The 20,466-nt window shown below is 72.4% G+C and carries 17 protein-coding genes; 13 read left to right on the forward strand and 4 right to left on the reverse strand.

The window, feature by feature from the left end; genetic code table 11:
• Positions 1-58: 58 nt before the first annotated feature.
• From ABZS51_RS14560 to ABZS51_RS14570, 3 genes are all read left to right on the forward strand, one after another.
• Positions 59-1,642 carry a sensor histidine kinase gene (locus ABZS51_RS14560; RefSeq protein ID WP_355440188.1) on the forward strand — a complete coding sequence of 528 codons (1,584 nt, stop codon included), beginning with the start codon at positions 59-61 and terminating at the stop codon, positions 1,640-1,642.
• A complete protein-coding gene (locus tag ABZS51_RS14565; RefSeq protein ID WP_355440191.1) occupies positions 1,639-2,358 on the forward strand; it encodes a response regulator in 720 nt (239 codons plus the stop codon). Before ABZS51_RS14560 ends, ABZS51_RS14565 begins: the two co-directional genes overlap by 4 nt.
• Positions 2,359-2,451: 93 nt before the next feature.
• The gene (locus tag ABZS51_RS14570; protein ID WP_355440197.1) at positions 2,452-4,527 is read left to right on the forward strand and encodes a VanW family protein; all 2,076 of its coding nucleotides are present in this window, start codon (positions 2,452-2,454) and stop codon (positions 4,525-4,527) included.
• Between the two features lie 16 nt (positions 4,528-4,543).
• Here ABZS51_RS14570 and ABZS51_RS14575 read toward each other — a convergent pair whose 3' ends face one another.
• Positions 4,544-5,653, reverse strand: a complete 1,110-nt coding sequence (locus ABZS51_RS14575; protein ID WP_355440200.1) for a PQQ-dependent sugar dehydrogenase — start codon at positions 5,651-5,653, stop codon at positions 4,544-4,546.
• 38 nt (positions 5,654-5,691) lie between these two features.
• On the opposite strand from ABZS51_RS14575, the gene ABZS51_RS14580 reads away from it, so the two are divergent.
• The 5 genes from ABZS51_RS14580 to ilvC all read left to right on the forward strand — a co-directional run bounded on the left by ABZS51_RS14580 (position 5,692) and on the right by ilvC (position 12,932).
• Positions 5,692-6,612, forward strand: coding sequence for a 2-hydroxyacid dehydrogenase (locus ABZS51_RS14580; RefSeq protein WP_355440203.1), 921 nt, complete (start codon positions 5,692-5,694; stop codon positions 6,610-6,612).
• A gap of 333 nt (positions 6,613-6,945) precedes the next feature.
• The gene (locus ABZS51_RS14585) at positions 6,946-9,462 is read left to right on the forward strand and encodes an EAL domain-containing protein (protein ID WP_355440207.1); all 2,517 of its coding nucleotides are present in this window, start codon (positions 6,946-6,948) and stop codon (positions 9,460-9,462) included.
• 206 nt (positions 9,463-9,668) lie between these two features.
• Complete coding sequence (locus tag ABZS51_RS14590) at positions 9,669-11,408, forward strand: acetolactate synthase large subunit (RefSeq protein ID WP_355440210.1); 1,740 nt, start codon at positions 9,669-9,671, stop codon at positions 11,406-11,408.
• A complete protein-coding gene (gene ilvN / locus ABZS51_RS14595; protein ID WP_310708742.1) occupies positions 11,401-11,925 on the forward strand; it encodes an acetolactate synthase small subunit in 525 nt (174 codons plus the stop codon). The genes ABZS51_RS14590 and ilvN overlap by 8 nt, the downstream gene beginning before the upstream one ends.
• 23 nt (positions 11,926-11,948) lie before the next feature.
• Complete coding sequence (gene ilvC / locus ABZS51_RS14600) at positions 11,949-12,932, forward strand: ketol-acid reductoisomerase (RefSeq protein WP_310708880.1); 984 nt, start codon at positions 11,949-11,951, stop codon at positions 12,930-12,932.
• A 44-nt stretch (positions 12,933-12,976) separates the two neighbouring features.
• Here ilvC and ABZS51_RS14605 read toward each other — a convergent pair whose 3' ends face one another.
• Entirely contained in the window at positions 12,977-13,915 is a 939-nt protein-coding gene (locus tag ABZS51_RS14605; protein ID WP_310708743.1) for an adenosine deaminase, read from the reverse strand.
• A gap of 107 nt (positions 13,916-14,022) precedes the next feature.
• Between ABZS51_RS14605 and ABZS51_RS14610 the strand changes: the two genes are divergently transcribed.
• Positions 14,023-15,189 (forward strand): helix-turn-helix domain-containing protein, encoded by a 1,167-nt coding sequence (locus ABZS51_RS14610; protein WP_355440214.1) that lies wholly within the window; start codon positions 14,023-14,025, stop codon positions 15,187-15,189.
• On the opposite strand, the gene ABZS51_RS14615 is transcribed toward ABZS51_RS14610, so the two are convergent.
• The gene (locus ABZS51_RS14615) at positions 15,142-16,338 is read right to left on the reverse strand and encodes an amidohydrolase family protein (RefSeq protein ID WP_355440217.1); all 1,197 of its coding nucleotides are present in this window, start codon (positions 16,336-16,338) and stop codon (positions 15,142-15,144) included. The genes ABZS51_RS14610 and ABZS51_RS14615 overlap by 48 nt on opposite strands.
• 280 nt (positions 16,339-16,618) lie before the next feature.
• On the opposite strand from ABZS51_RS14615, the gene ABZS51_RS14620 reads away from it, so the two are divergent.
• Genes ABZS51_RS14620 through ABZS51_RS14635 form a run of 4 tightly spaced genes read left to right on the forward strand, consistent with a single transcriptional unit; the run spans position 16,619 to position 20,008 of the window.
• Complete coding sequence (locus tag ABZS51_RS14620; RefSeq protein ID WP_355440220.1) at positions 16,619-17,671, forward strand: ABC transporter substrate-binding protein; 1,053 nt, start codon at positions 16,619-16,621, stop codon at positions 17,669-17,671.
• A complete protein-coding gene (locus ABZS51_RS14625) occupies positions 17,668-18,444 on the forward strand; it encodes an ABC transporter ATP-binding protein (protein WP_355440223.1) in 777 nt (258 codons plus the stop codon). Before ABZS51_RS14620 ends, ABZS51_RS14625 begins: the two co-directional genes overlap by 4 nt.
• Positions 18,441-19,205 (forward strand): ABC transporter permease subunit, encoded by a 765-nt coding sequence (locus ABZS51_RS14630; protein WP_355440226.1) that lies wholly within the window; start codon positions 18,441-18,443, stop codon positions 19,203-19,205. The genes ABZS51_RS14625 and ABZS51_RS14630 overlap by 4 nt, the downstream gene beginning before the upstream one ends.
• A complete protein-coding gene (locus tag ABZS51_RS14635) occupies positions 19,202-20,008 on the forward strand; it encodes an ABC transporter permease subunit (RefSeq protein WP_355440229.1) in 807 nt (268 codons plus the stop codon). Before ABZS51_RS14630 ends, ABZS51_RS14635 begins: the two co-directional genes overlap by 4 nt.
• A 29-nt stretch (positions 20,009-20,037) precedes the next feature.
• Here ABZS51_RS14635 and ABZS51_RS14640 read toward each other — a convergent pair whose 3' ends face one another.
• Positions 20,038-20,451 (reverse strand): hypothetical protein, encoded by a 414-nt coding sequence (locus tag ABZS51_RS14640; RefSeq protein ID WP_355440232.1) that lies wholly within the window; start codon positions 20,449-20,451, stop codon positions 20,038-20,040.
• Between the last annotated feature and the right edge of the window lie 15 nt (positions 20,452-20,466).

Here is a 20,466-nt window from a genome sequence, read left to right on the forward strand (position 1 = left end):
GATAGTCGTCGTTTAGGTCTTTTTGGTCGCTACCCGCCTGTGACCTGCGGGTGTTTCCATGAGTCGGGTGAGACGGGTACGTGACGCGTCCCTGGGGACGCAGCTCTTCGTGCTCCAGATGGTGATCGTGCTGCTCGCCGTCGGGGGCACCGCCGGCGTGTGGGCCGAGCACACGCGCGACCAGCTCGACGCGCTGCACCAGCAGCGGGCGCTGGCCATCGCCCAGTCCGTGGCCGCGCTCCCGCAGGTGCGCGACGCCTTCGACCTCAAGAACCCCGAGACGGTGCTGCAGCCGCTCGCGGCCAGCGTCCAGCACTCCACCGGCGCCGACTACGTGGTGATCGCCAACCGCGAGCAGACCCGCTACGCCCACCCCAACACCGCGCTCATCGGCCGCAAGCTGTCCACCGACGGCACCGCCGTGCTCACCACGGGCCGCAGCTGGGTCGGCACCGAGACGGGCACCATCGGCACCACGGTGCGCGGCAAGGCGCCGGTCTTCGACGAGTACGGCGAGGTCATCGGCCTGGTGTCGGTGGGGGTGCTGGAGACCACGGTCACCGGCCAGCTCGCCGGCGCGCTGCCGCCGCTGCTGTGGACCGCGCTGGCCGTCCTGGTGGCGGGGCTCGCGCTGGCGGGGTTGATCACCGCGCGGGTGCGCAGGCAGACGTTCGGGCTGGAGCCCGCCGAGATCGCCGCGCTGCTGGAGCAGCGCGAGGGTGTCCTGCACGGCGTGAAGGAGGGCGTGCTCGCCCTCGACCTCACCGGCAGGGTGACGCTGGTCAACGACGCCGCCCGCGAGCTGCTCGGCGAGGTGGGGGAGGACCTGAGGCGCATGCCGGTCTCCGACCGCATGCGCGACGTGCTCGGCGGCGCCGACCCCGGCGAGGACCGGATCGTGCTGCACGGCGACCGCGTGCTCGTGCTCAACCGCACCCCCGTGTCCGTACGCGGCCAGCACCGGGGCTGGGTGGTGACCCTGCGCGACCGCACCGAGCTGGTACGCCTGGCCCGCGAGCTGGACGACACCAGCAGCGCCACCGAGGCGCTGCGGGCCCAGGCGCACGAGTTCGCCAACCGCATGCACACGGTCGTCGGGCTGCTGGAGCTGGGAGAGCACGACGCCGCGATCGGCTTCATCACCCGCGGCACCGGCGCCGCCTACGCCGCCGACCTGCGCGAGCGGGTCCAGGAGCCGACGCTCGCGGCGCTGCTGCTGGCCAAGTCGGCCGAGGCGGGCGAGCGCGGAGCGCGGCTGGTGCTGTCCGACGACTCGGCGGTGCCCGAGGGATCGCTCGGCGACCCGCGGGACGCCGTCCTGGTGGTCGGCAACCTGGTGGGCAACGCGATCGACGCGCTCGACGGAGCGCCCGGCACGATCGAGGTGTCGGTACGGGCCGACGCGGACGGTCTGCGGGTGCGGGTGGGCGACTCCGGCCCCGGCATCGCGCCGGACCTGGTGGAGGAGGTGTTCCGGGAGGGGTTCACCACCAAGGCCGCCCACTCGGGGCCGCGCGGGCTGGGCCTGGCGCTGACCCGGCAGGCATGCCTGCGCAGGGGCGGCTGGGTGAAGGTGCGCAACGAGCGGGGCGCGGTCTTCACGGCCCTGCTGCCGCCCCAGGTGGAGGCGGTGGCGCGATGACACGCGGCGGCGAGGACCGGCGGGACGCCGGCACGGCCGGGACCGGCGACGACGGGGCGGAGCTGCGCGTGCTGGTCGTGGACGACGACTTCATGGTGGCGCGCATCCACAGCGGCTACGTGGCGCGGATCCCCGGCTTCCGGGTGGTCGCGACCGCGCACACCGGCGCGGACGCGCTGGCCGAGGCCGCCCGGCACCGGCCCGACCTCGTCCTGCTCGACATCTACCTGCCCGACATGTCCGGCCTGGACGTGCTCAAGGACCTGCGCGACACCGACGCGCTGGTGATCAGCGCCGCCCGCGACGTGCCGACCGTCAAGGAGTCCATGCGCCGCGGCGCGGTCAACTACCTGATCAAGCCGTTCACCGCGGACGCCCTGGCCGAGCGGCTCCGGCAGTACGCCGAGACCCGCAGGCGGCTCACCTCCATCGGCCCCGAGGCGCGGCAGGACGACGTGGACCGGCTCTTCGGCACGCCGACCTCGGCCGCGTCCCTGCCCAAGGGCCTGTCGCCGGCCACCTGCGCCCTGGTCGCCGAGACATTGCGCGAGGCGGGCGGCGATCTGTCGGCGGCCGAGGCCGCCGAGCTGGCGGGCCTGTCGCGGGTCAGCGCCCGTCGTTACCTGGAGTTCCTGTGCGCGGAGGGCCGGGCCGAGCTGAGACCCCGGTACGGCAGCGCCGGTCGTCCCGAACATCGCTACCAGTGGAGAGGATGACACCCTTCCGTAGCCGTATTCCGTGACATATCCCCATGCTCGTGCCTTACTGTTGCCTGAAGATGTGGCTGCGGAGCGGGAGGAGATTGAGGCGTGCGTAACGCCGGGCCGATCGACTCGCCGACCGATCCCTTCTCCTCGGTGCCCCTGCCCAGTTCGGGCACCACGAGCAGGAAACCGCGGATCGAGGGCCTGCCCCCCGGAGTGTCCCGGGACATCTTCGGCCCCACCGGACCGCCCGTGCCGCCGGAGCCCCGCACCGCGCCGGCCCCCGGACCGGGCGGCCCCGCGAACGGCTCGCCGGACGGCGCCCCCAACGGCGACGGCACCCCCGCCGGCAAGAGCGCGCTGCCTCCGATGGCGGCCCCCGTGCAGCCGTGGCCGGTGAGCCGTACCCGGGTGGACCCGCCGCGCGGCCCCGTCTTCGGGATGCCCGAGCTGCCGGAACGGCCCGAGCGGACACCCTCCCTCCTCGACCCCGAGCCGCCCCGCCGCGGCCGTCTGCTGCCCGCCCTCCTGCTGGTCGTCGTGGCGCTGGCCGTGCTCGCGTACCTGGTGCCCGCCGTGCTGATGTCGGGCTCCGTCTTACGCGGCACCCGCGTCGGAGGCGTGGACATCGGCGGCCTGACGGTCACCCAGGCGGCCGACAAGCTCCGCGACCGGCTGGCCGTCAAGCTCAACAAGCCCGTCACCGTGGACATCGGCGGCCAGAAGGAGATCATCCAGGCCGACGAGGCCGGGCTGGAGCTCGACGTGGTCGGCACGATCGGCCAGGCGCGCAGCGGCTTCCCCAGCCCCGTCGACGTGTGGCGGGGCCTGACCGGGACCGTCGACCTGGAGCCGAAGGTCACCATCGACGTCGCCCAGCTCACCCGGACCGTCGAGGGGCTCGCCGAGAGCCACGACAAGGTGCCGCGCGAGGGCCGGGTCACCTTCGACGGGCTGCGGCCGGTCGCGACGGAGCCGCGCGACGGCGTGCTCCTCGACCGGGACGACGCGGTCCGCGCCATCGACGCCGCCTTCCGCGCCGGCCGCGAGCTGGCCCCCCTCACCCTGCGGCCCGCCAAGCCCGAGAGCACGCCCGAGACCGTCGCCAAGGCCAAGGCCCTGGCCGAGCAGGCCGTCGCGGCCCCCATCACCCTCGCCCTGAACGGCAGGCAGGCCCAGATCCCACCCGCGATGATCGCCGCCAACCTCACCTTCGCCGTCGGCGAGGACTCCGAGGACGGCGAGCTGACCCCCCGCTTCGACGCCGAGAAGGCCCTCGCCACCGTGGAGAGCGGCCTCATCGACGAGGCGCAGGCGCCCCGCGACGCCACCTACGACATCGTGAACGGCAAGCCCGTCCTCGTCCCGGCCCGCACCGGCAGGGGAGTGGACCCCGACCGCCTAGCCGCCGACGTGGCCCGGGTCGTCGCCGGACAGGGCAGCCGCGTCGTCCCGGTGAAGCTCGCCACGGTCAAGCCCGAGGTGGCGACGAGCCAGGTGAGCGGCCTCGGCATCAAGGAGAACGTCGGTGAGTTCACCACCACGTTCGAGTGCTGCCAGCCCCGGGCCACCAACATCCAGCGGATGGCCGCCCAGCTCGACGGCCGCGTGGTCCGGCCGGGCCAGACGTTCTCGCTGAACGACGCCACGGGGGAGCGCACCCGCGAGGGCGGCTACGTGGAGGCGGGGCAGATCGTCGGCGGCCGGCTCGTCAACATCGTCGGCGGCGGCGTCTCCCAGTTCGCCACGACCCTCTACAACGCGGCGTACTTCGCCGGGTTCGAGGACGTCGAGCGCACGCCGATGGACTACTACGCCGTGCGGTATCCCGCCGGCCGCGACGCGGCGCTGCTCTACCCGGACCGGGACCTGAAGTGGCGCAACGACTCCGACCACGGGGTGCTCATCAAGACCGCCACCACGGGCACGTCCGTCACGGTCACGCTGTGGAGCACCCGGCGCTACGACAAGATCCAGGCGATCGAGTCGGAGAAGCGGGACTTCACCCCGTTCCGCACCCAGACCAGCAGCGACCCGGCGTGCGTGCCGACCGCCGGCGTGCAGGGCTTCACGGTCGACGTCACGCGGGTGTTCGTCAACGACGGCAAAGAGGTCAAGCGCGACCGCAAGCAGACCACCAAGTACCGCCCCCAGGCCCAGGTGATCTGCGCCGCCGAGTGACGGGACCCGCCCGGCTCTACGGGATGCGGAGCGGCACCGACAGGATGCGGTCGTCGCCCCGCCGGGGCGAGCCGCGCCCGTCCTTGTTGCTGGTCGACACCCACAGCGCTCCACCGGGGGCCGCCGCCACCCCGCGCAGCCGGCCGTACCTGTCCGTGAAGCGGGCCACCGGCCGCCCCACCGAGCCGTCGGCGCCCAGCGGCACCTGCCAGAGCCGCTGCCCGCGCAGCGCGCCCATCCACAGCGACCCGCCGGCGTAGGCGAGGCCCGACGGCGAGGCGTCGGAGGTGGGCCAGACCAGCACCGGATTGGTGAAGCGCGGGTCGTCGCCGCGGCCCTCCACCTCCGGCCAGCCGTAGTTGGCGCCCGGCTTGATGAGGTTGAGCTCGTCCCAGGTGTTCTGCCCGAACTCCGAGGCGTACAGACGGCCCGAGGGGTCCCAGGCGAGGCCCTGCACGTTGCGGTGGCCGAGGCTGTACACGAGCGTGCCGAACGGGTTGCCCGGCGCGGGCGCGCCGTCCGTGGTCATGCGCAGGATCTTGCCGCCGAGGGAGTCGCGCCGCTGGGCGAGGCCGCGATCGCCGGTCTCGCCCGTGGTGGCGTACAGGTAGCCGTCGGGGCCGAACGCGACCCGGCCGCCGTTGTGGATGACGCCCTTCGGGATGCCCTGGACGATCACCTTCGGCTCACTCAGCCGGCCGCCGGCGAAGCGGTAGCGGACGATCCGGTTGTCCTCGGCCGCGGTGAAGTACAGGAACACCTGCTCGCCCTTCACCGCCACACCCATCAGCCCGCCCTCGCCGTCGGGCTCCACGCCCTGCACGGTGGCCACCTCCGTGACGCGGCCCTGCGGCGTGACCCGCACCAGCCGCGCCGAGTCCCGCTCGGTGACCAGGGCGTCGCCGCCCGGCAGGAACGCCGTCCCCCACGGCACCGCCAGGTCGCGGGCGACCGTGCGCGGCTCGCCCGGCACGGCCGCGTCGCCCGGCGGGGAGGCGGCCCCCGACGGCGCCGCCACGCCGGACTCCGCCGCCACGCTCGACTCCGCCGCCCCGCCCGTGCCCGAGCACGCTCCTACGGCCGCCGCCAGGCCCGCCACCAGAAGGATCTTCCTGAGCTTCCTCATGTGGTTCATACTTCCCCCCGGGTCGTAAGGTTCTCGGCATGAGGATCTGGGTTCCTTCCGACGCGGTGGCCGATGTCCTGTCCGACCTGCCCGGCGTGGAGTGCGCCGTGTTCGACGGCTCGGGACCGCTGCCGGAGGGCGTCGAGGAGGTCGAGGTCTGGATCCCGCCCCTCGTCACGGTGGCCGACGTGCCGGGGATCCTGGCGCGGATGACCTCCCTGCGCCTGCTGCAGACGGTGACCGCCGGCGTGGAGCCGTACCGGCCGCACGTGCCGGAGGGCGCGGTGCTGTGCAACGCGCGCGGCGTCCACGACGCGGGCACGGCCGAGTGGGCGGTCGGCGCGATGATCGCGGTGCTGCGGGAGTTCCCCGGGTTCGTGGACGCGCAGCGGCGGGGCGAGTGGACCTACCACCACACGGGCGTGCTGGCCGACGCGACCGTGCTGATCGTCGGCTACGGCTCCATCGGCGCCGCCCTGGAGCGGCGCCTCGACGGCTTCGAGGTGGACGTCGTCCGCGTGGCCCGCACCGCCCGCGACGGCGCCCAGGGCAGGGTCCACGGCATGGACGAGCTGCCCGCGCTGCTCCCCGAGGCGGACGTGGTCGTCCTGCTCGTGCCCGCCACCCCCGACACGGCGGGCATGGTCGACCCCGCGTTCCTGGCCCGGATGAAGGACGGCGCCGTGCTGGTCAACGCCGCCCGCGGCGGGGTCGTCGACACCGACGCGCTGGTGGCCGAGCTGAAGACCGGGCGGCTGCGCGCCGCGCTGGACGTGACCGCGCCGGAGCCGCTGCCCGCCGGCCATCCCCTGTGGAGCGCTCCCGGCGTGCTGATCACCCCGCACGTCGCGGGCAGCACCCCCGCCTCCGGGCGGCGGCTGCTGCGCCTGCTCCGCTCCCAGCTCCTGCGTCATCTCGCAGGTGAGCCCCTCAACAACGTCATCACCGACGCGTACTGAGAGGAATCCGGAAAGTGGCTGCACCGTGACCTTCGGTGCGTACGGTTGCTTCTACCTAAGATTCCTGACTCACTGTCAAGTAAGTTCTCGGAGCAGATTGGTCCGCGCGGTTATCAGATCGGTGACGACATCGGCGTTGTCACCACCCGGGCCCGCGCGAGCGCACACACTGGCGATGTGGCCGGCGGCCTTCGGCGGTCACTGAGCGAGTTCGAGACGGGATGGGCGACGACTGTGATCCGCTGGCGTGATCCACGTGCACCGCTGACCGCCGCCGCGGCGACCGGTGCCGCTGGTTTCGCGGCTGCGCTCCTTGCGGGCGGTCCGGCCTCGGTGACCGGCACGGTCGCCGGTGTCCTCGCGGCGCTGCTCGCCGCCGTCTCCCTGCTCACCACCTCGGCACGGCTGAACGACCACCGCCTCGCGGCGACGGGCACCCGCTGGATGGGCGGCGGCGCCGTCGTCTGGGCCGGGGGCGTGGCCCTGCGTCCGGTCGCCGAGAACACCGGCCTCATGGTGAGCTTCGCGGACCTGCTGGTCCTGCTCGGCACCGTCCTGCTGGCCGGCGGCGCGCTCATCGCGAGCGGCCGCTCCCTGCCGGGGACCGTCGTGTTACGGCTCGTCACGGACTCCTACCTGTGCGCCGTCTCGCTGTTCCTGATCGGCTGGGTGGTCGCCCTGCGCAGGGTGTACGAGCAGGCCGATCCCGCGACGTTCACCTTCACCATGCTCCCCCCGATGCTGGCGCTGCTCGTGACCTGCGCCGCGGTGCCGTCGGCGTGCAGGGGCCGGTCGGCGCCGCTGGCGGCGGCCGGGGTGGGGGTGCTGGCCACGACCACGGTCGCCGGGATCGCCGAGGCCGTCGCCCGGCTGACCGACGCCGCGCCGCCCCTGTGGAGCGTCATGCTGGCGCCCATGGCGTTCCTGCTGCTGGCCGCCGTGCCCTGGGCCGCGCGCGAGCAGGACCCGCCGCCCGCCGGCGCGTCCTTCGGCAACGTGATCGCGCTCGTGCCGCTCGTGCTCGTCGGCGTGGCCACCTGCACGCTGCTCGCCCACCTGGCGGGCGTGCGCCAGCTCGCGCCCGTGACCGGCGTCGTGGTGCTCGCCGGCTCCGCCGTCCTGCTGCTGCTCTTCCGCGTGTTCGTGCTGTCGGGCGCCAACGGCCGGCTGCGCCGCCTGGCCGCTCTCGGCGACCGCCAGCTGCGCGAGCTGGCCGAGAGCACCGGCGACGTGGTGCTGGTCTGCGACTACGAGGGCATCGTGCGGGAGATCGGCGCCGGCGTCGAGGTCACCTACGGTTACCGCCCCGACGAGCTGGTGGGCGGCACGATCTTCGAGTACATCCACCCGGAGGACGTCCCCGGCATCCAGGCGGCGCTGCGCGCGATGGGCCTCGACGACGACGGCGCGAGCCCCGGCGCCTGCCTCATCGCCTGCCGGGTACGGGCCGCCGACGGCACCTGGCGGCCCACCGAGTCGGTCGCCACCCGCCACGTGGGCGGCGAGGACCTGCTGCTCGTCACCACCCGCGACGTGAGCGACGAGGAGGCCCTGCGCAACCAGGTCGCCCACCTGACCTTCCACGACGGCGTCACCGGGCTGCCCAACCGCGCCTACTTCGAGGAGCGCACCCGGGAGGTGCTCTCCGGGCGCGCCGGCCAGGTCGCGGTCATCTTCCTCGACCTCGACGGGTTCACCTCGGTCAACGACTCCGTGGGCCACGCCAGCGGCGACTACCTGCTCGGTCAGGCCGCCCGGCGGCTGCGCGGCGCCGTACGGCCCGACGACACGCTCGCCCGGTGGGGCGGCGACGAGTTCGCGGTGCTCGTGGAGACCGGGGGAGAGGCGCAGCTCGCCGTCGACCTGGCCGAGCGGCTGCTGCGGGAGGTCTCCCAGGAGCCGTTCCGGGTGGCCGACCGCGACGTGGCGCTGACCGCCAGCGTGGGCGTCGCCTTCGCCGAGGACGAGATGCCCTCCGGCGACCTGATCCGCAACGCCGACGTGGCGATGGCGCGGGCCAAGGAGCTGGGCGGGCGCAGGGTCGAGGTGTTCGCCGCGCAGATGCACACCGACGTGGTGCGCCGGCTGGAGCTGGCCGCCGATCTCCAGCGGGCGCTCATCGAGCAGCAGTTCGCGATCGAGTACCAGCCGGTCGTCGACCTCGCCACCTCCCGCGTGACCGCCGTCGAGGCGCTGGTGCGCTGGTGGCGCGGCTCGGTGTTCGTGCCGCCCGAGCAGTTCCTCGGCCCCGCCGAGGACACCGGGCTGATCGTGCCGCTGAGCGAGTGGATCCTGCGCGAGGCGTGCCGCGAGGTGGCCGCCTGGCGGGCCTCCTCCTGGGACATCGGCCTGTCGGTCAACCTGTCGGCCCGGCAGATCACCGCGCCGCGCTTCGTGGAGACCGTCGAGGAGGCGCTGACCGAGAGCGGGCTGCCCGCCTCGGCGCTCACCCTCGAAGTCATCGAGGAGATGCTCGTCGAGGACGCCGACGAGACCATCCGGCGCCTGTCGGAGCTGCGCGCCCTCGGCGTGCGCCTGGCGATCGACGACTTCGGCACCGGGTACGCGTCGCTGGCGTTCCTCCGGCAGCTCCCGGTGGACATGATCAAGATCGACCCGTCCTTCGTGTCCGGCCTGGGCCGCGACGACACGCTCACCCTGCTCACCCGGACCATCGTCCGGCTCGGCCACGACCTCGGCCTCATCGTGGTGGCCGAGGGCATCGAGCGGCCGGAGCAGCTCGAACTGCTGCGTGAGATGGGCTGCACCCGTGGCCAGGGCTTCCTCGTGGCCAGGCCGATGGCCGCCCGCGGAGTGGACTCGCTGATGAGGACCAGTCTCACTGTTTGAGACACGCGTCCCATCAAGTTGACATGAACCCGCGATGGGCGGCTATGGTGAGGCCATGCTTCGCATGCAGATCCTCGTAGTACTTCGCTGGCGCGCAGGCCGTTAGCGAAGCACGACGACCTGCGCGCCGCCCCTTGGTCCCGCCTGACGGTGGGGCAGGGGCATTTTTTATGTCCTCAAGAGACAGCCACGCAAGGAACGAGCCGATGACCGAACGGATGACAGGTGCACAGGCCCTCGTCAGGGCTCTGGAGCACGTCGGAGTCGACACCGTGTTCGGGATCCCGGGCGGCGCCATCCTCCCGGCCTACGATCCCCTCTACGACTCGACCAAGGTCCGGCACGTGCTCGTACGGCACGAGCAGGGCGCCGGTCACGCCGCCGAGGGCTACGCCCAGGCGACCGGCCGCGTCGGCGTCTGCATGGCGACCAGCGGCCCCGGCGCCACCAACCTGGTGACCCCGCTGGCCGACGCCTACATGGACTCCGTGCCGATCGTGGCGATCACCGGGCAGGTGGCCAGCAAGGCGATCGGGACCGACGCCTTCCAGGAGGCCGACATCTCCGGCATCACGATGCCGATCACCAAGCACAACTTCCTGGTGACCGACCCGGCCGAGATCGGCCGCACGATCATGGAGGCGTTCCACATCGCCTCCACCGGCCGTCCCGGACCCGTGCTGGTGGACATCTCCAAGGACGCCCTGCAGGCCGAGACCACGTTCTCGTGGCCGCCGGTCATGCAGCTGCCCGGCTACCGCCCCGTCACCCGTCCCCACTCCAAGCAGATCCGCGAGGCCGCCAAGCTGATCGCCGAGGCCCGGCGTCCGGTGCTGTACGTGGGCGGCGGCGTCCACAAGGCGGGGGCCGCGGCCGAGCTGCGCCGGCTGGCCGAGCTGACCGAGATCCCCGTGGTGACCACGCTGATGGCGCGCGGCACGTTCCCCGACAGCCACCCGCAGCACATGGGCATGCCCGGCATGCACGGCACCGTGGCCGCGGTGGGCGCGCTGCAGAAGTCGGACCTGATCATCGGCCTCGGTGTGCGCTTCGACGACCGGGTGACCGGCGACCTGGCGTCGTTCGCCCCCGACGCCAAGGTGGTCCACGCCGACATCGACCCGGCCGAGATCTCCAAGAACCGCCACGCCGACGTCCCGATCGTCGGCGACTGCAAGGAGGTCATCGGCGACCTCGTCGCCGCCATCGAGGCGTCCGGCCAGCAGGGCGACTACGCCGCCTGGTGGGCGCTGCTCAACGGCTACAAGAAGACCTACCCGCTGGGCTACGACGAGTACGAGGACGGCTCGCTGGCGCCGCAGTACGTCATCGAGCGGCTGAGCGCGATCGTCGGGCCCGACGCCTTCTACGTGGCGGGTGTCGGCCAGCACCAGATGTGGGCCTCGCAGTTCGTCCAGTACGAGAACCCGGGGACGTTCATCAACTCGGGCGGCGCCGGCACGATGGGCTTCGCCGTCCCGGCGGCGATGGGCGCCAAGATGGGCCGGCCCGACGCCACGGTGTGGGCCATCGACGGCGACGGCTGCTTCCAGATGACCAACCAGGAGCTCGCCACCTGCGCCCTGGAAGGTGTCCCGATCAAGATCGCCGTCATCAACAACGGCAACCTGGGCATGGTCCGCCAGTGGCAGACCCTGTTCTACGACAAGCGCTACTCCAACACCGACCTGCAGTCCGTCCGCCGCATCCCGGACTTCGTCAAGCTGGCGGAGGCCTATGGTTGTGTGGGGCTGCGGTGCGAGCGTCCCGAGGACGTCGATGCCATCATCGAGAAGGCCATGGAGATCAACGACGTGCCCGTCGTGATCGACTTCGTCGTCCACGCGGACGCGATGGTGTGGCCGATGGTGGCGGCCGGCACCAGCAACGACGACATCAAGATCGCCCGTGACATGGCGCCGACGTGGGAGAACGAGGATGAGTAGGCACACGTTGTCCGTGCTTGTGGAGAACAAGCCCGGTGTCCTGGCCAGGGTGTCGGCGCTGTTCAGCCGGCGGGGGTTCAACATCGACTCGCTGGCCGTCGGCCAGACGGAGCACGACGACATCTCCCGCATGACCATCGTGGTCAACGTGGAGGAGCTCCCGCTGGAGCAGGTCACCAAGCAGCTCAACAAGCTGGTGAACGTGCTCAAGATCGTCGAGCTCGACCCGGCCCAGTGCGTCCAGCGCGAGCTGATGCTGATCAAGGTCAAGGCCGACGCCGACAACCGCTCCTCCGTGCTGGAGCTCGTCCAGCTCTTCCGCGCCCGCTGCGTCGACGTGTCGGCCGACGCCGTGACCATCGAGGTCACCGGCACCACCGACAAGCTCGAGGCCTTCGTCAGGGTGCTTGAGCCGTTCGGCATCAAGGAGCTCGTCCAGTCGGGCATGGTGGCCATCGGCCGCGGAGCCCGTTCCATCACCGACCGGTCCCTCAGGGCACTGGACCGTACCGCCTGAAAGGTTTTATGCAAGTGACCGAGATCTTCTACGACGACCAGGCCGACCTCTCGATCATCCAGGGGCGTCATGTGGCCGTGCTGGGGTACGGCAGCCAGGGCCACGCCCACGCGCTCTCCCTGCGTGACTCGGGCGTCGACGTGCGCGTCGGCCTTCCCGAGGGCTCCAAGAGCCGCGAGAAGGCGGAGAACGACGGCCTGCGCGTCCTCACCCCGTCCGAGGCCGTCGAAGAGGCCAACCTGACGATGATCCTGGCGCCGGACCACATCCAGCGCCACCTGTACGCCGAGCACGTCGCGCCCAACCTCGTCGAGGGTGACGCGCTGTTCTTCGGCCACGGCCTGAACATCCGCTACGGCCTCATCGAGGCCCCCGAGGGCGTCGACGTGTGCATGGTGGCCCCCAAGGGCCCCGGCCACCTCGTGCGCCGCCAGTTCGAGGCGGGCCGCGGCGTGCCGTGTCTCGTCGCCGTCGAGAAGGACGCCTCCGGCAAGGCGCTCGACCTCGCCCTGTCGTACGCCAAGGGCATCGGCGGCACCCGCGCCGGCGCGCTGAAGACGACCTTCACCGAGGAGACCGAGACCGACCTGTTCGGCGAGCAGGCCGTGCTGTGCGGCGGCGTGTCCGAGCTGATCAAGGCGGGCTTCGAGACGCTGATCGAGGCCGGCTACCAGCCGGAGGTCGCCTACTTCGAGTGCCTGCACGAGATGAAGCTCATCGTCGACCTCATGTACGAGGGCGGCATCTCGAAGATGTACTGGTCGGTGTCCGACACCGCCGAGTACGGCGGCTACACCCGCGGCCCGCGCGTCATCACCGACGAGACCCGTCAGGAGATGCGCCGCATCCTCGGTGAGATCCAGGACGGCACGTTCGCCCGGCAGCTCGTCGAGGAGTTCGACGGCGGCCAGAAGGACTTCTCGCGCTACCGCGAGGAGCTGGCGGACAACCCGATCGAGAAGACGGGCGCCAAGCTGCGCCCGATGATGAGCTGGCTCAAGGCCTGACATCGGGGACGCCGGCGCGGGACGCACCCCGCGCCGGCGGGCTCTCAGGAGGCGGGGACGTCCACGGGGACGAACGACGCCTCGAAGGAGTTGCGGGCGATCCGGTCGAGCTGGTCGTCCGTCATGCCCAGCTCGTCACGCAGCGCCCGGTAGTTGTCCTCCACGTACCCGCCGAAGTAGGCCGGGTCGTCGGAGTTGACCGTCACCAGCAGTCCCTCGTCCAGCATCGCGGGCAGGATGTGGTCGCGCAGCGTGGGCACGACCCGCAGCCGCACGTTCGACAGCGGGCACACCGTGAGCGGGATCCGCTCCTCACGCAGCCGCGCCACCAGCTTCGGATCCTCCATCGCGCGGATGCCGTGGTCGACGCGCTCGACCTTGAGGACGTCCAGCGCCTCCCACACGTAGTCGGGGCCGCCCTCCTCCCCGGCGTGCGCGACGCGCCGGAGCCCCTCGCCGGCGGCGATGTCGAACACGCGCCGGAACAGCGACGGCGGATGGCCCACCTCCGCCGAGTCCAGCCCCACGCCGATGAACCGCTCACGGTACGGCAGCGCCGCGCGCAGCACGGTCTCGGCCTCCTCGGCGCCCCGGTCGCGCAGGAAGCACAGGATGAGGGCGGTGGACACGGGGCTTTCGTCGAACGCCGCGGCCAGCCCGGAGAAGACCGCCTCCAGCGGGACGCCGCGCGTCAGGTGCGCCTGCGGGTCGAAGAAGATCTCCGCGTGCCGTACGCCCTGCTGCTCGGCGCGGCGCAGGTAGGCGGCGGCGAGGTCGTGGAAGTCCTGGTCGGTGCGGAGCACCGCGAGGTTGTCGTAGTAGACGTCCAGGAACGACTGGAGGTCGGCGAAGTCGTACCGGGAGCGGATCTCCTCGGTGTCGAAGGTGGGCAGCTCGACGCCGTTGCGCCGGGCGAGCTCGACGACGAGCTCCGGCTCCAGGGTGCCTTCGATGTGCAGGTGGAGTTCCGCTTTGGGACGCATGGGACCGAGTAAACCGGAACGGGGGCCGTCGCGGTATCGTGCGAACCTCTGAACTGTTGCCCCCTGACCTGGCATAACATCAAATTTTGTGAAATCGGGGGTGTTGCATGAGGCTGGCGGACCTGCCGGCGCGTGACGACATGAGCCTCACCGTCGTGACCGGCCACGACGCGCTCGACCGGGAGGTGCGGCGGGCCTACCCGACCGACCTCCCCGACCCGCGACGCTACCTGCGCTCCGGCGACCTCGTGCTCACCAGCGGCGTCTGGTACGGCGAGCCGTCCGACTGCGACACCTTCGCCGACGCGCTGTGGGCCTGCGACGTGGCGGGGCTGGTCGTGGGGCTCATCGTGCTCGGCGAGCTGCCCGAGGCGCTGGTACGGGCCTGCGAGCGGCGCGGGCTGCCGCTGCTGCTGGCCGCGCCGGACCAGTCGTTCGGGGCGATCACCGAGGCGGTCAGCGCGGAGGGGTTCGCCGCCGAGCAGCACAGGGCCGAGCGGGCCCGCGCGCAGACGCTGCTCGACGTGCTGGGGACGCAGCAGCTCGCGCCGGGCGAGGTCTCGGCCCACCTGCGGCTGCTGGGCGCCGACCCCGGGCTGCCGACCACGGCCATGGTGGTGAGCGCACCGGTCGCCGGACACGACCTGCCGGCCATGCTGCACGAGGGCCTGGCCAGGAAGGGGCGGCACCTGGTCGTCGGCGGGCGGCCGGACGAGGCGGTGGTGCTGGTCAACGGCCGCGCGACGCGCAAGAGCCTGACCGAGGAGCTGCGCGCCCTCGCCGCCGCGCGGCCCGGACTGCGGATCGCGGCCGGGATCAGCGAGGCGGCCACCAGCGTGTCCCAGCTCGGTGAGGCGCTGGAGACGGCGCGGCGCGGCATGGAGTCGGCGCTCGACGGCGAGGGACCCGTCTCGGTGATGTCCGTGGCCGACGTCGCGAGCTTCGACCTGCTGCTCGCGGGACTGCCCGGCGGGGTGCGGCGCACGTTCCGCGAGCACGTGCTCGGGCCGGTAGAGGAGTACGACGCGCGGCACGGCTCGGAGCTCATGCGCACGCTGGACGTGTTCCTGGAGACGTGCGGGTCGTGGCAGCGGGCCGCGGACGAGCTGTACGTGCACGTCAACACGTTGCGCTACCGGATGCAGCGGATCGAGGAGCTGACCGGGCGGCGCATGTCGTCGATGCGTGACCGCACGGACCTGTACCTGGCGCTCAGGTCCGTGACGTCACGGCCGAGGGCCGGGGAGGGCGCCCGCGACGAGCCGGCCCCGTGACACCACGGCCACGATGTTCTCGGTGGCCAGGTCCTCGATGCGCTCCCACGGGCGGCCGCGCAGCACGACCAGGTCGGCCCCCAGCCCCGGCGCGATCCGGCCGACCGGCGCGCCGATCGCGTCGGCCGCGTCGGAGGTGGCCGCGCGCAGCGCCGACCCGGCGTCCATGCCGAGCACCTCGGTCATCCGCACGACCTCGGCGAGCTGGTCGCCGAACTGGACATGGTGCCCGTTGGCGTCGGTGCCGAGCACGAACCGCACGCCGAGCCGGGCGGCCTCGGCGAGCAGCACGTCCCGCCTGGCCACCAGCTCGGCGGCCTTGGCCATGGCCTCGGGCGTCACCGGGACGCGGCCGGCGGCGATGGCCTCGTTGATCAGCAGCGTGGGCGCGACCGGGGTGCGGCGCGCGGCCAGCGTCTCGGCCAGGTCGCGGCTCATCAGCGTGCCGTGCTCGATCGAGTCGACGCCCTCCTCGGCGGCGACGCGGATGCCGTCCTCGGAGTGCGCGTGCGAGGCGACGAGCATGCCGAGCGCGTGCGCCTCGTCGACGACGGCCCGGATCTCCTCGCGCGTGTAGTTGCGCCAGGCGTTCTTGTCGCCGATCGACAGCACGCCGCCGCTGGTGGTGAGCTTGATGCCGTCCATCCCGGCCCGCGCCCAGGTGCGTACGAGCTTGCGGCACTCGTCGGGGCCGTCGGCCGTGGGCTTGCGCTGCGGGAACGCCGGGGGCACGAACAGGTCGTTGTGGCCGGCCGTCATGCCGACGACGCCGTGGACCTGGACGCGCGGGCCGGGCAGCACGCCGGTGTCGAACGCGCGGCGCAGCGCGATCTGCGCCTCGTCGCCGGCCAGGTCGCGCAGCGTCGTGACGCCGTTGCGCATGGCCCGCTGGGCGTGGGCGGCGCCGTGCAGCACCTGCTCGTCGCGGGTGGTGACGAGCGGCCAGGTCGCGAAGTCGGGCGGCGGCCGGTGCGGGCCCGCGTACCCGACGAGGTGGACGTGCGTGTCGACCAGGCCCGGGATGACGCACAGGTCGTCGTGCCGCTGAGCGGCGGGCCGTACCTCGCCGATGCGGTCGGGCTCCCAGTCGATGTCCACCGGGCCGCGCGCCTCGGTGCCGTCCCAGAGCAGGATTCCGTCAAGTCTCATTCTCGTCCCAGCCTCGTCTCCTCGCCGACGCTACCGGAGCCCTTCAGCGGCTGGAGGGATCTACGGACCTGCCCGGACGCTCTCGTAGGGACCTACAGGGCACGGCACCGGGCGCGGAGCGGTTTCCCCTGCGTGCACGGCCGGAGCGGTCCGCAGCGGTCAAAGAGGGCCCGACGCACCACCGGATGACCGAAATTCCGTCACATGATGGTAATAATCGATGTATACCGTCCTGACCTGCGGATTCACCCGCCGCACCTCCCTCGCTCCAAGGAGAATCATGGCTCCCCTCGACCGTCGCGCGTTCCTGCGGACGACCGGTCTGGCCGGGTTGGCGCTCGGTCTGGCCGCCTGTGGCGACAACTCCGCCTCCACCGGCGGCGGTGGCGGCGAGGGTGGTCTCGGCTCGGTGAAGCTCCAGCTCTCGTGGAAGAAGAACGTCGAGTTCGCCGGCGAGTACTTCGCCGACAGCAAGGGCTACTTCAAGGCGGCCGGTTTCTCCGAGGTCGAGCTGCTGTCCGGTGGCGGCTCCGGCACCTCGGTCGAGTCGGGCCTGACCACCGGCCGGTGCTGGATCGGGCTCTCGGCCCCCACCATCACCGCGCCCGCCGTCCTCCAGGGCGCCCCCTTGAAGATCGTCGGCGCGACGTTCCAGAAGAACCCCTTCGCGGTCGTCTCCCTGTCCAAGAACCCCATCGAGGACCCCAAGGCGCTGGTCGGCAAGAGGATCGGCGTCCAGGACTCCAACGAGCTGGTCTGGAACGCGCTGCTCAAGGCCAACGGCATCGACCCGGCCAGTGTGACCCGCGTGCCGTTCCAGTCCGACCCCTCGATGCTCACCTCCGGCCAGCTCGACGGCTACGTCGGCTTCGTCACCAGCGGCCCCGTACGGCTGAAGATGCAGGGCGTGGACGCGGCCCACCTGCTGTTCGCCGACCACGGCCTGCCGCTCGTCGCCGAGACGTTCACCGTCACCCAGCAGACCATCGACACCGAGCGCGACAAGCTCAAGGCGTTCCTCACCGCGGAGATCAAGGGCTGGAAGGACGCCGTCGCCGACCCCGCCAGGTCCGCCGAGATGGCCGCCAAGACCTACGGCAAGGACCTCAACCTCGACGTCGCCGAGCAGACCGAGGAGGCCAAGATGCAGAACGAGCTGGTCGTCACCCCCGACGCCAAGGCCAACGGGCTGTTCACGATGACCCCCGAGCTGATCGAGCAGAACATCGCCTCGCTCGGCAAGGCCGGGCTCGCCGTCAAGGCCGAGCAGCTGTTCGACCTGACGATCCTGGACGAGGTCTACAAGGCCGACCCGAGCCTGAAGCTCTCATGACCGGAATCGCGATCTCGGGGCTGAGCAAGACGTTCGCCAAGGGTCTGACCGCCGTCGACGACGTCGACCTGAGCACGCCCAGGGGCTCGTTCCTGTCGCTGCTCGGCCCGTCCGGCTGCGGCAAGTCCACGGTGCTGCGCATCCTGGCCGGCCTGGAGAAGCCCACGACCGGGGAGATCCGCGTGAACGGCGAGACGCCCGAGGAGCTGCGCCGCGGCCACCACCTCGGCATCGCCTTCCAGGACTCGGCGCTGCTGCCGTGGCGCAGCGTCACCGCCAACATCCGGCTGCCCCTGGAGGTCGCCGGGATCCGGCCCGAGCCCGGGGCCGTCGAGGACCTGGTCAAGCTGGTCGGGCTCGAAGGCTTCGAGAAGGCCAGACCGGCCGAGCTGTCCGGCGGCATGCGCCAGCGCGTGTCCATCGCCCGCGCCCTCGTGGTCAGGCCCAGCGTGCTGCTGCTCGACGAGCCGTTCGGCGCGCTGGACGACATGACCCGGCAGCGGCTCAACCTGGAGCTGCTGCGCATCTGGACCGAGAAGCCCGCCACCACGCTCATGGTCACCCACGGCATCGGCGAGGCGATCTTCCTGTCGGACGTCGTGGCCGTCATGAGCCCGCGCCCCGGCCGCGTCGTGGAGCTGGTGGAGATCGACCTGCCCCGGCCGCGCACGCCCGAGATGATGCGCACGCCGGAGTTCCACGCCATCCACGACCACCTCAGCGCCCTGCTGTTCGGCGGCGGCCGGACCGAGCCCCTCGGGCGCGGCACGTGAGGCGGGTCCACGGGCCGGCCGGCGTCGTCGCCCTCATCGGCCTCTGGTGGCTGCTCGCCGCGACCCTCTTCGCGGACGGCGGCGCGGTGCCCACCCCGTGGCAGGTCCTCGCCGGCATGGCCCGCGACGGCTGGGCCTTCTACGGCCCCAACGTCACCGCCACCGTCGGCGCCGCCCTCCAGGGGTTCCTGTGGGGCAACGGCCTGGCCGTCGTGGTGGCCGTGCTCGTCCTGCTCGTCCCCCGGCTGGAAGCCGTGGCCACCCAGCTCGCCGTGATCAGCTACTGCATCCCGCTGCTCGCCATCGGGCCGATCATCCTGGTCGTCTTCGGCGGGCCCGCCACCGTGGTGTTCCTCGCCGCCGTCTCGGTGTTCTTCACCACGCTCATCGGCGCCCTGCTCGGGCTCCGCTCGGCCGACCGGGCCAGCCTCGACCTCGTCACCGTGTACGGGGGCGGGCGCCTGGCCAGGCTCCGGTACGTGCAGGTCATCGCGGCGCTGCCGAGCACGTTCGCCGGGCTGCGGATCTCGGCCCCGTCGGCGCTGCTGGGCGCGATCATCGGGGAGTACCTGGGCAGCGACGACCAGGGGCTCGGGGTGTCGCTCATGATCTCCCAGCAGCAGTTCCAGGTGCCACGCACGTGGGGGCTGGCACTGGTGGCCGGGCTGGTCGCCGGGCTCGGGTACGCCGTGGTCGCGCTGGTCGCGCGGGTGGTCACCCCGTGGTCGTCCGGCCGTACGGAATCGGGGTCGGCACTGTGACGGGACGTACCGGGCTGAGAACCGGGCTGCGGACCGGGCTGCGGGTCGTCGGGCCGCTGGCGCCCGCCGTGCTCATCGTGGTCGCCGGGTGGTGGCTGTTCCTGGAGGCGTTCGGCATCAGCCCGCTCGTCGGCAAGCGGCCACCGCAGGTCTGGGACTACCTGTTCGCCCCGGACGCCGCCGCCCACCGCGACGCCGTGTTCGGGGCGCTCGGCGTCACGGTCCGGGACGCGGCCATCGGCTTCACCGCCGGGATGGTCGCCGCCATGGCGGTGGCGGTCGCGTTCGTGCTGTTCAGGACCGTCGAGCAGACGTTCATGCCGGTCGCCATGCTGCTCCGGTCGGTGCCGCTGGTCGTCATGACACCGCTGATCACCCTCGTCTTCGGCCGGGACCTGGCCGGCGTGGCCGTCATCGGCGGGATCGTGGTGTTCTTCCCCGCCCTGGTCAACATCGCCTTCGGGCTGCGCTCCGCCTCACCGCAGGCCACGGACCTCGTCCTGGCGTACGGGGGCGGGCGGCTCACGGTGCTGCGCAAGGTCGCGGTGCCGACGGCCATGCCCTCCGTCTTCGCCTCGGCCCGGATCTCGGTGCCCGCCTCGATCATCGGCGCCCTCATCGCCGAGTGGCTGGCCACGGGCGAGGGCATCGGGGCCGGCATCCTGCGCGCCATCGGCGGGTTCCGGTACGACGAGGTGTGGGCGGACATCGTGGTGGTCACGGCGGTGTCGATCCTGGCGTACGCGGTGGTGGGCGTGGTGGAGTCGCTGGTCCTGGCCCGCTTCTCCGACCAGCGCCCCTGACCCGCGTCACCGGGTCTACCGGCCCGCGGTCAGCCGCGGTGGGCGGCGGGGCGGCGGATCGGGCACGCATGCGCGGTGTGGCGGTTCGGGCAGCAGATCATCGCGATGCTCGCGAACCGCCCGTCCGTCAGCCACTCGCCCCACACCACGTCCACCCCGCGCGGCAGCGCGTCGGCGGCGCCGTCGAGCCGGGCCCGCAGGCCCACCCGGTCCGGGCGGGGGAAGGATCTCGCGGCCCGGCGGTACCGGGCGGCCAGCCACTCCAGCGCCGGGCCGGGCTCGTCGAAGGTCGCGGCGATGCGGGAGGCCGGGCGGGCCAGCCAGTCGCCGGTCAGCATGGGCGGCAGGTCCGAGGCGCCGAACTCCGGCGAGCCGGGCCGCCGCTCCTCCTCCCGCTCGCGCTCCGCGCCGTCGCCGACCCAGGCGTAGGCATGCCAGTGCACCGGCCACCCCCAACG

The sequence above is a fragment of the Nonomuraea sp. NPDC005501 genome (assembly GCF_040605905.1).
GTDB lineage: Bacteria > Actinomycetota > Actinomycetes > Streptosporangiales > Streptosporangiaceae > Nonomuraea.

Excerpts from the sequence above, each read along its gene's own strand:
- ABZS51_RS14560 (WP_355440188.1), top strand. The coding sequence starts at position 59 with ATGAGTCGGGTGAGACGGGTACGTGACGCGTCCCTGGGGACGCAGCTC.
- ABZS51_RS14565 (WP_355440191.1), top strand. The coding sequence starts at position 1,639 with ATGACACGCGGCGGCGAGGACCGGCGGGACGCCGGCACGGCCGGGACC.
- ABZS51_RS14575 (WP_355440200.1), bottom strand. The coding sequence starts at position 5,653 with ATGAGGAAGCTCAGGAAGATCCTTCTGGTGGCGGGCCTGGCGGCGGCC.
- ABZS51_RS14580 (WP_355440203.1), top strand. The coding sequence starts at position 5,692 with ATGAGGATCTGGGTTCCTTCCGACGCGGTGGCCGATGTCCTGTCCGAC.
- ABZS51_RS14590 (WP_355440210.1), top strand. The coding sequence starts at position 9,669 with ATGACCGAACGGATGACAGGTGCACAGGCCCTCGTCAGGGCTCTGGAG.
- ilvN (WP_310708742.1), top strand. The coding sequence starts at position 11,401 with ATGAGTAGGCACACGTTGTCCGTGCTTGTGGAGAACAAGCCCGGTGTC.
- ABZS51_RS14605 (WP_310708743.1), bottom strand. The coding sequence starts at position 13,915 with ATGCGTCCCAAAGCGGAACTCCACCTGCACATCGAAGGCACCCTGGAG.
- ABZS51_RS14610 (WP_355440214.1), top strand. The coding sequence starts at position 14,023 with ATGAGGCTGGCGGACCTGCCGGCGCGTGACGACATGAGCCTCACCGTC.
- ABZS51_RS14615 (WP_355440217.1), bottom strand. The coding sequence starts at position 16,338 with ATGAGACTTGACGGAATCCTGCTCTGGGACGGCACCGAGGCGCGCGGC.
- ABZS51_RS14620 (WP_355440220.1), top strand. The coding sequence starts at position 16,619 with ATGGCTCCCCTCGACCGTCGCGCGTTCCTGCGGACGACCGGTCTGGCC.
- ABZS51_RS14625 (WP_355440223.1), top strand. The coding sequence starts at position 17,668 with ATGACCGGAATCGCGATCTCGGGGCTGAGCAAGACGTTCGCCAAGGGT.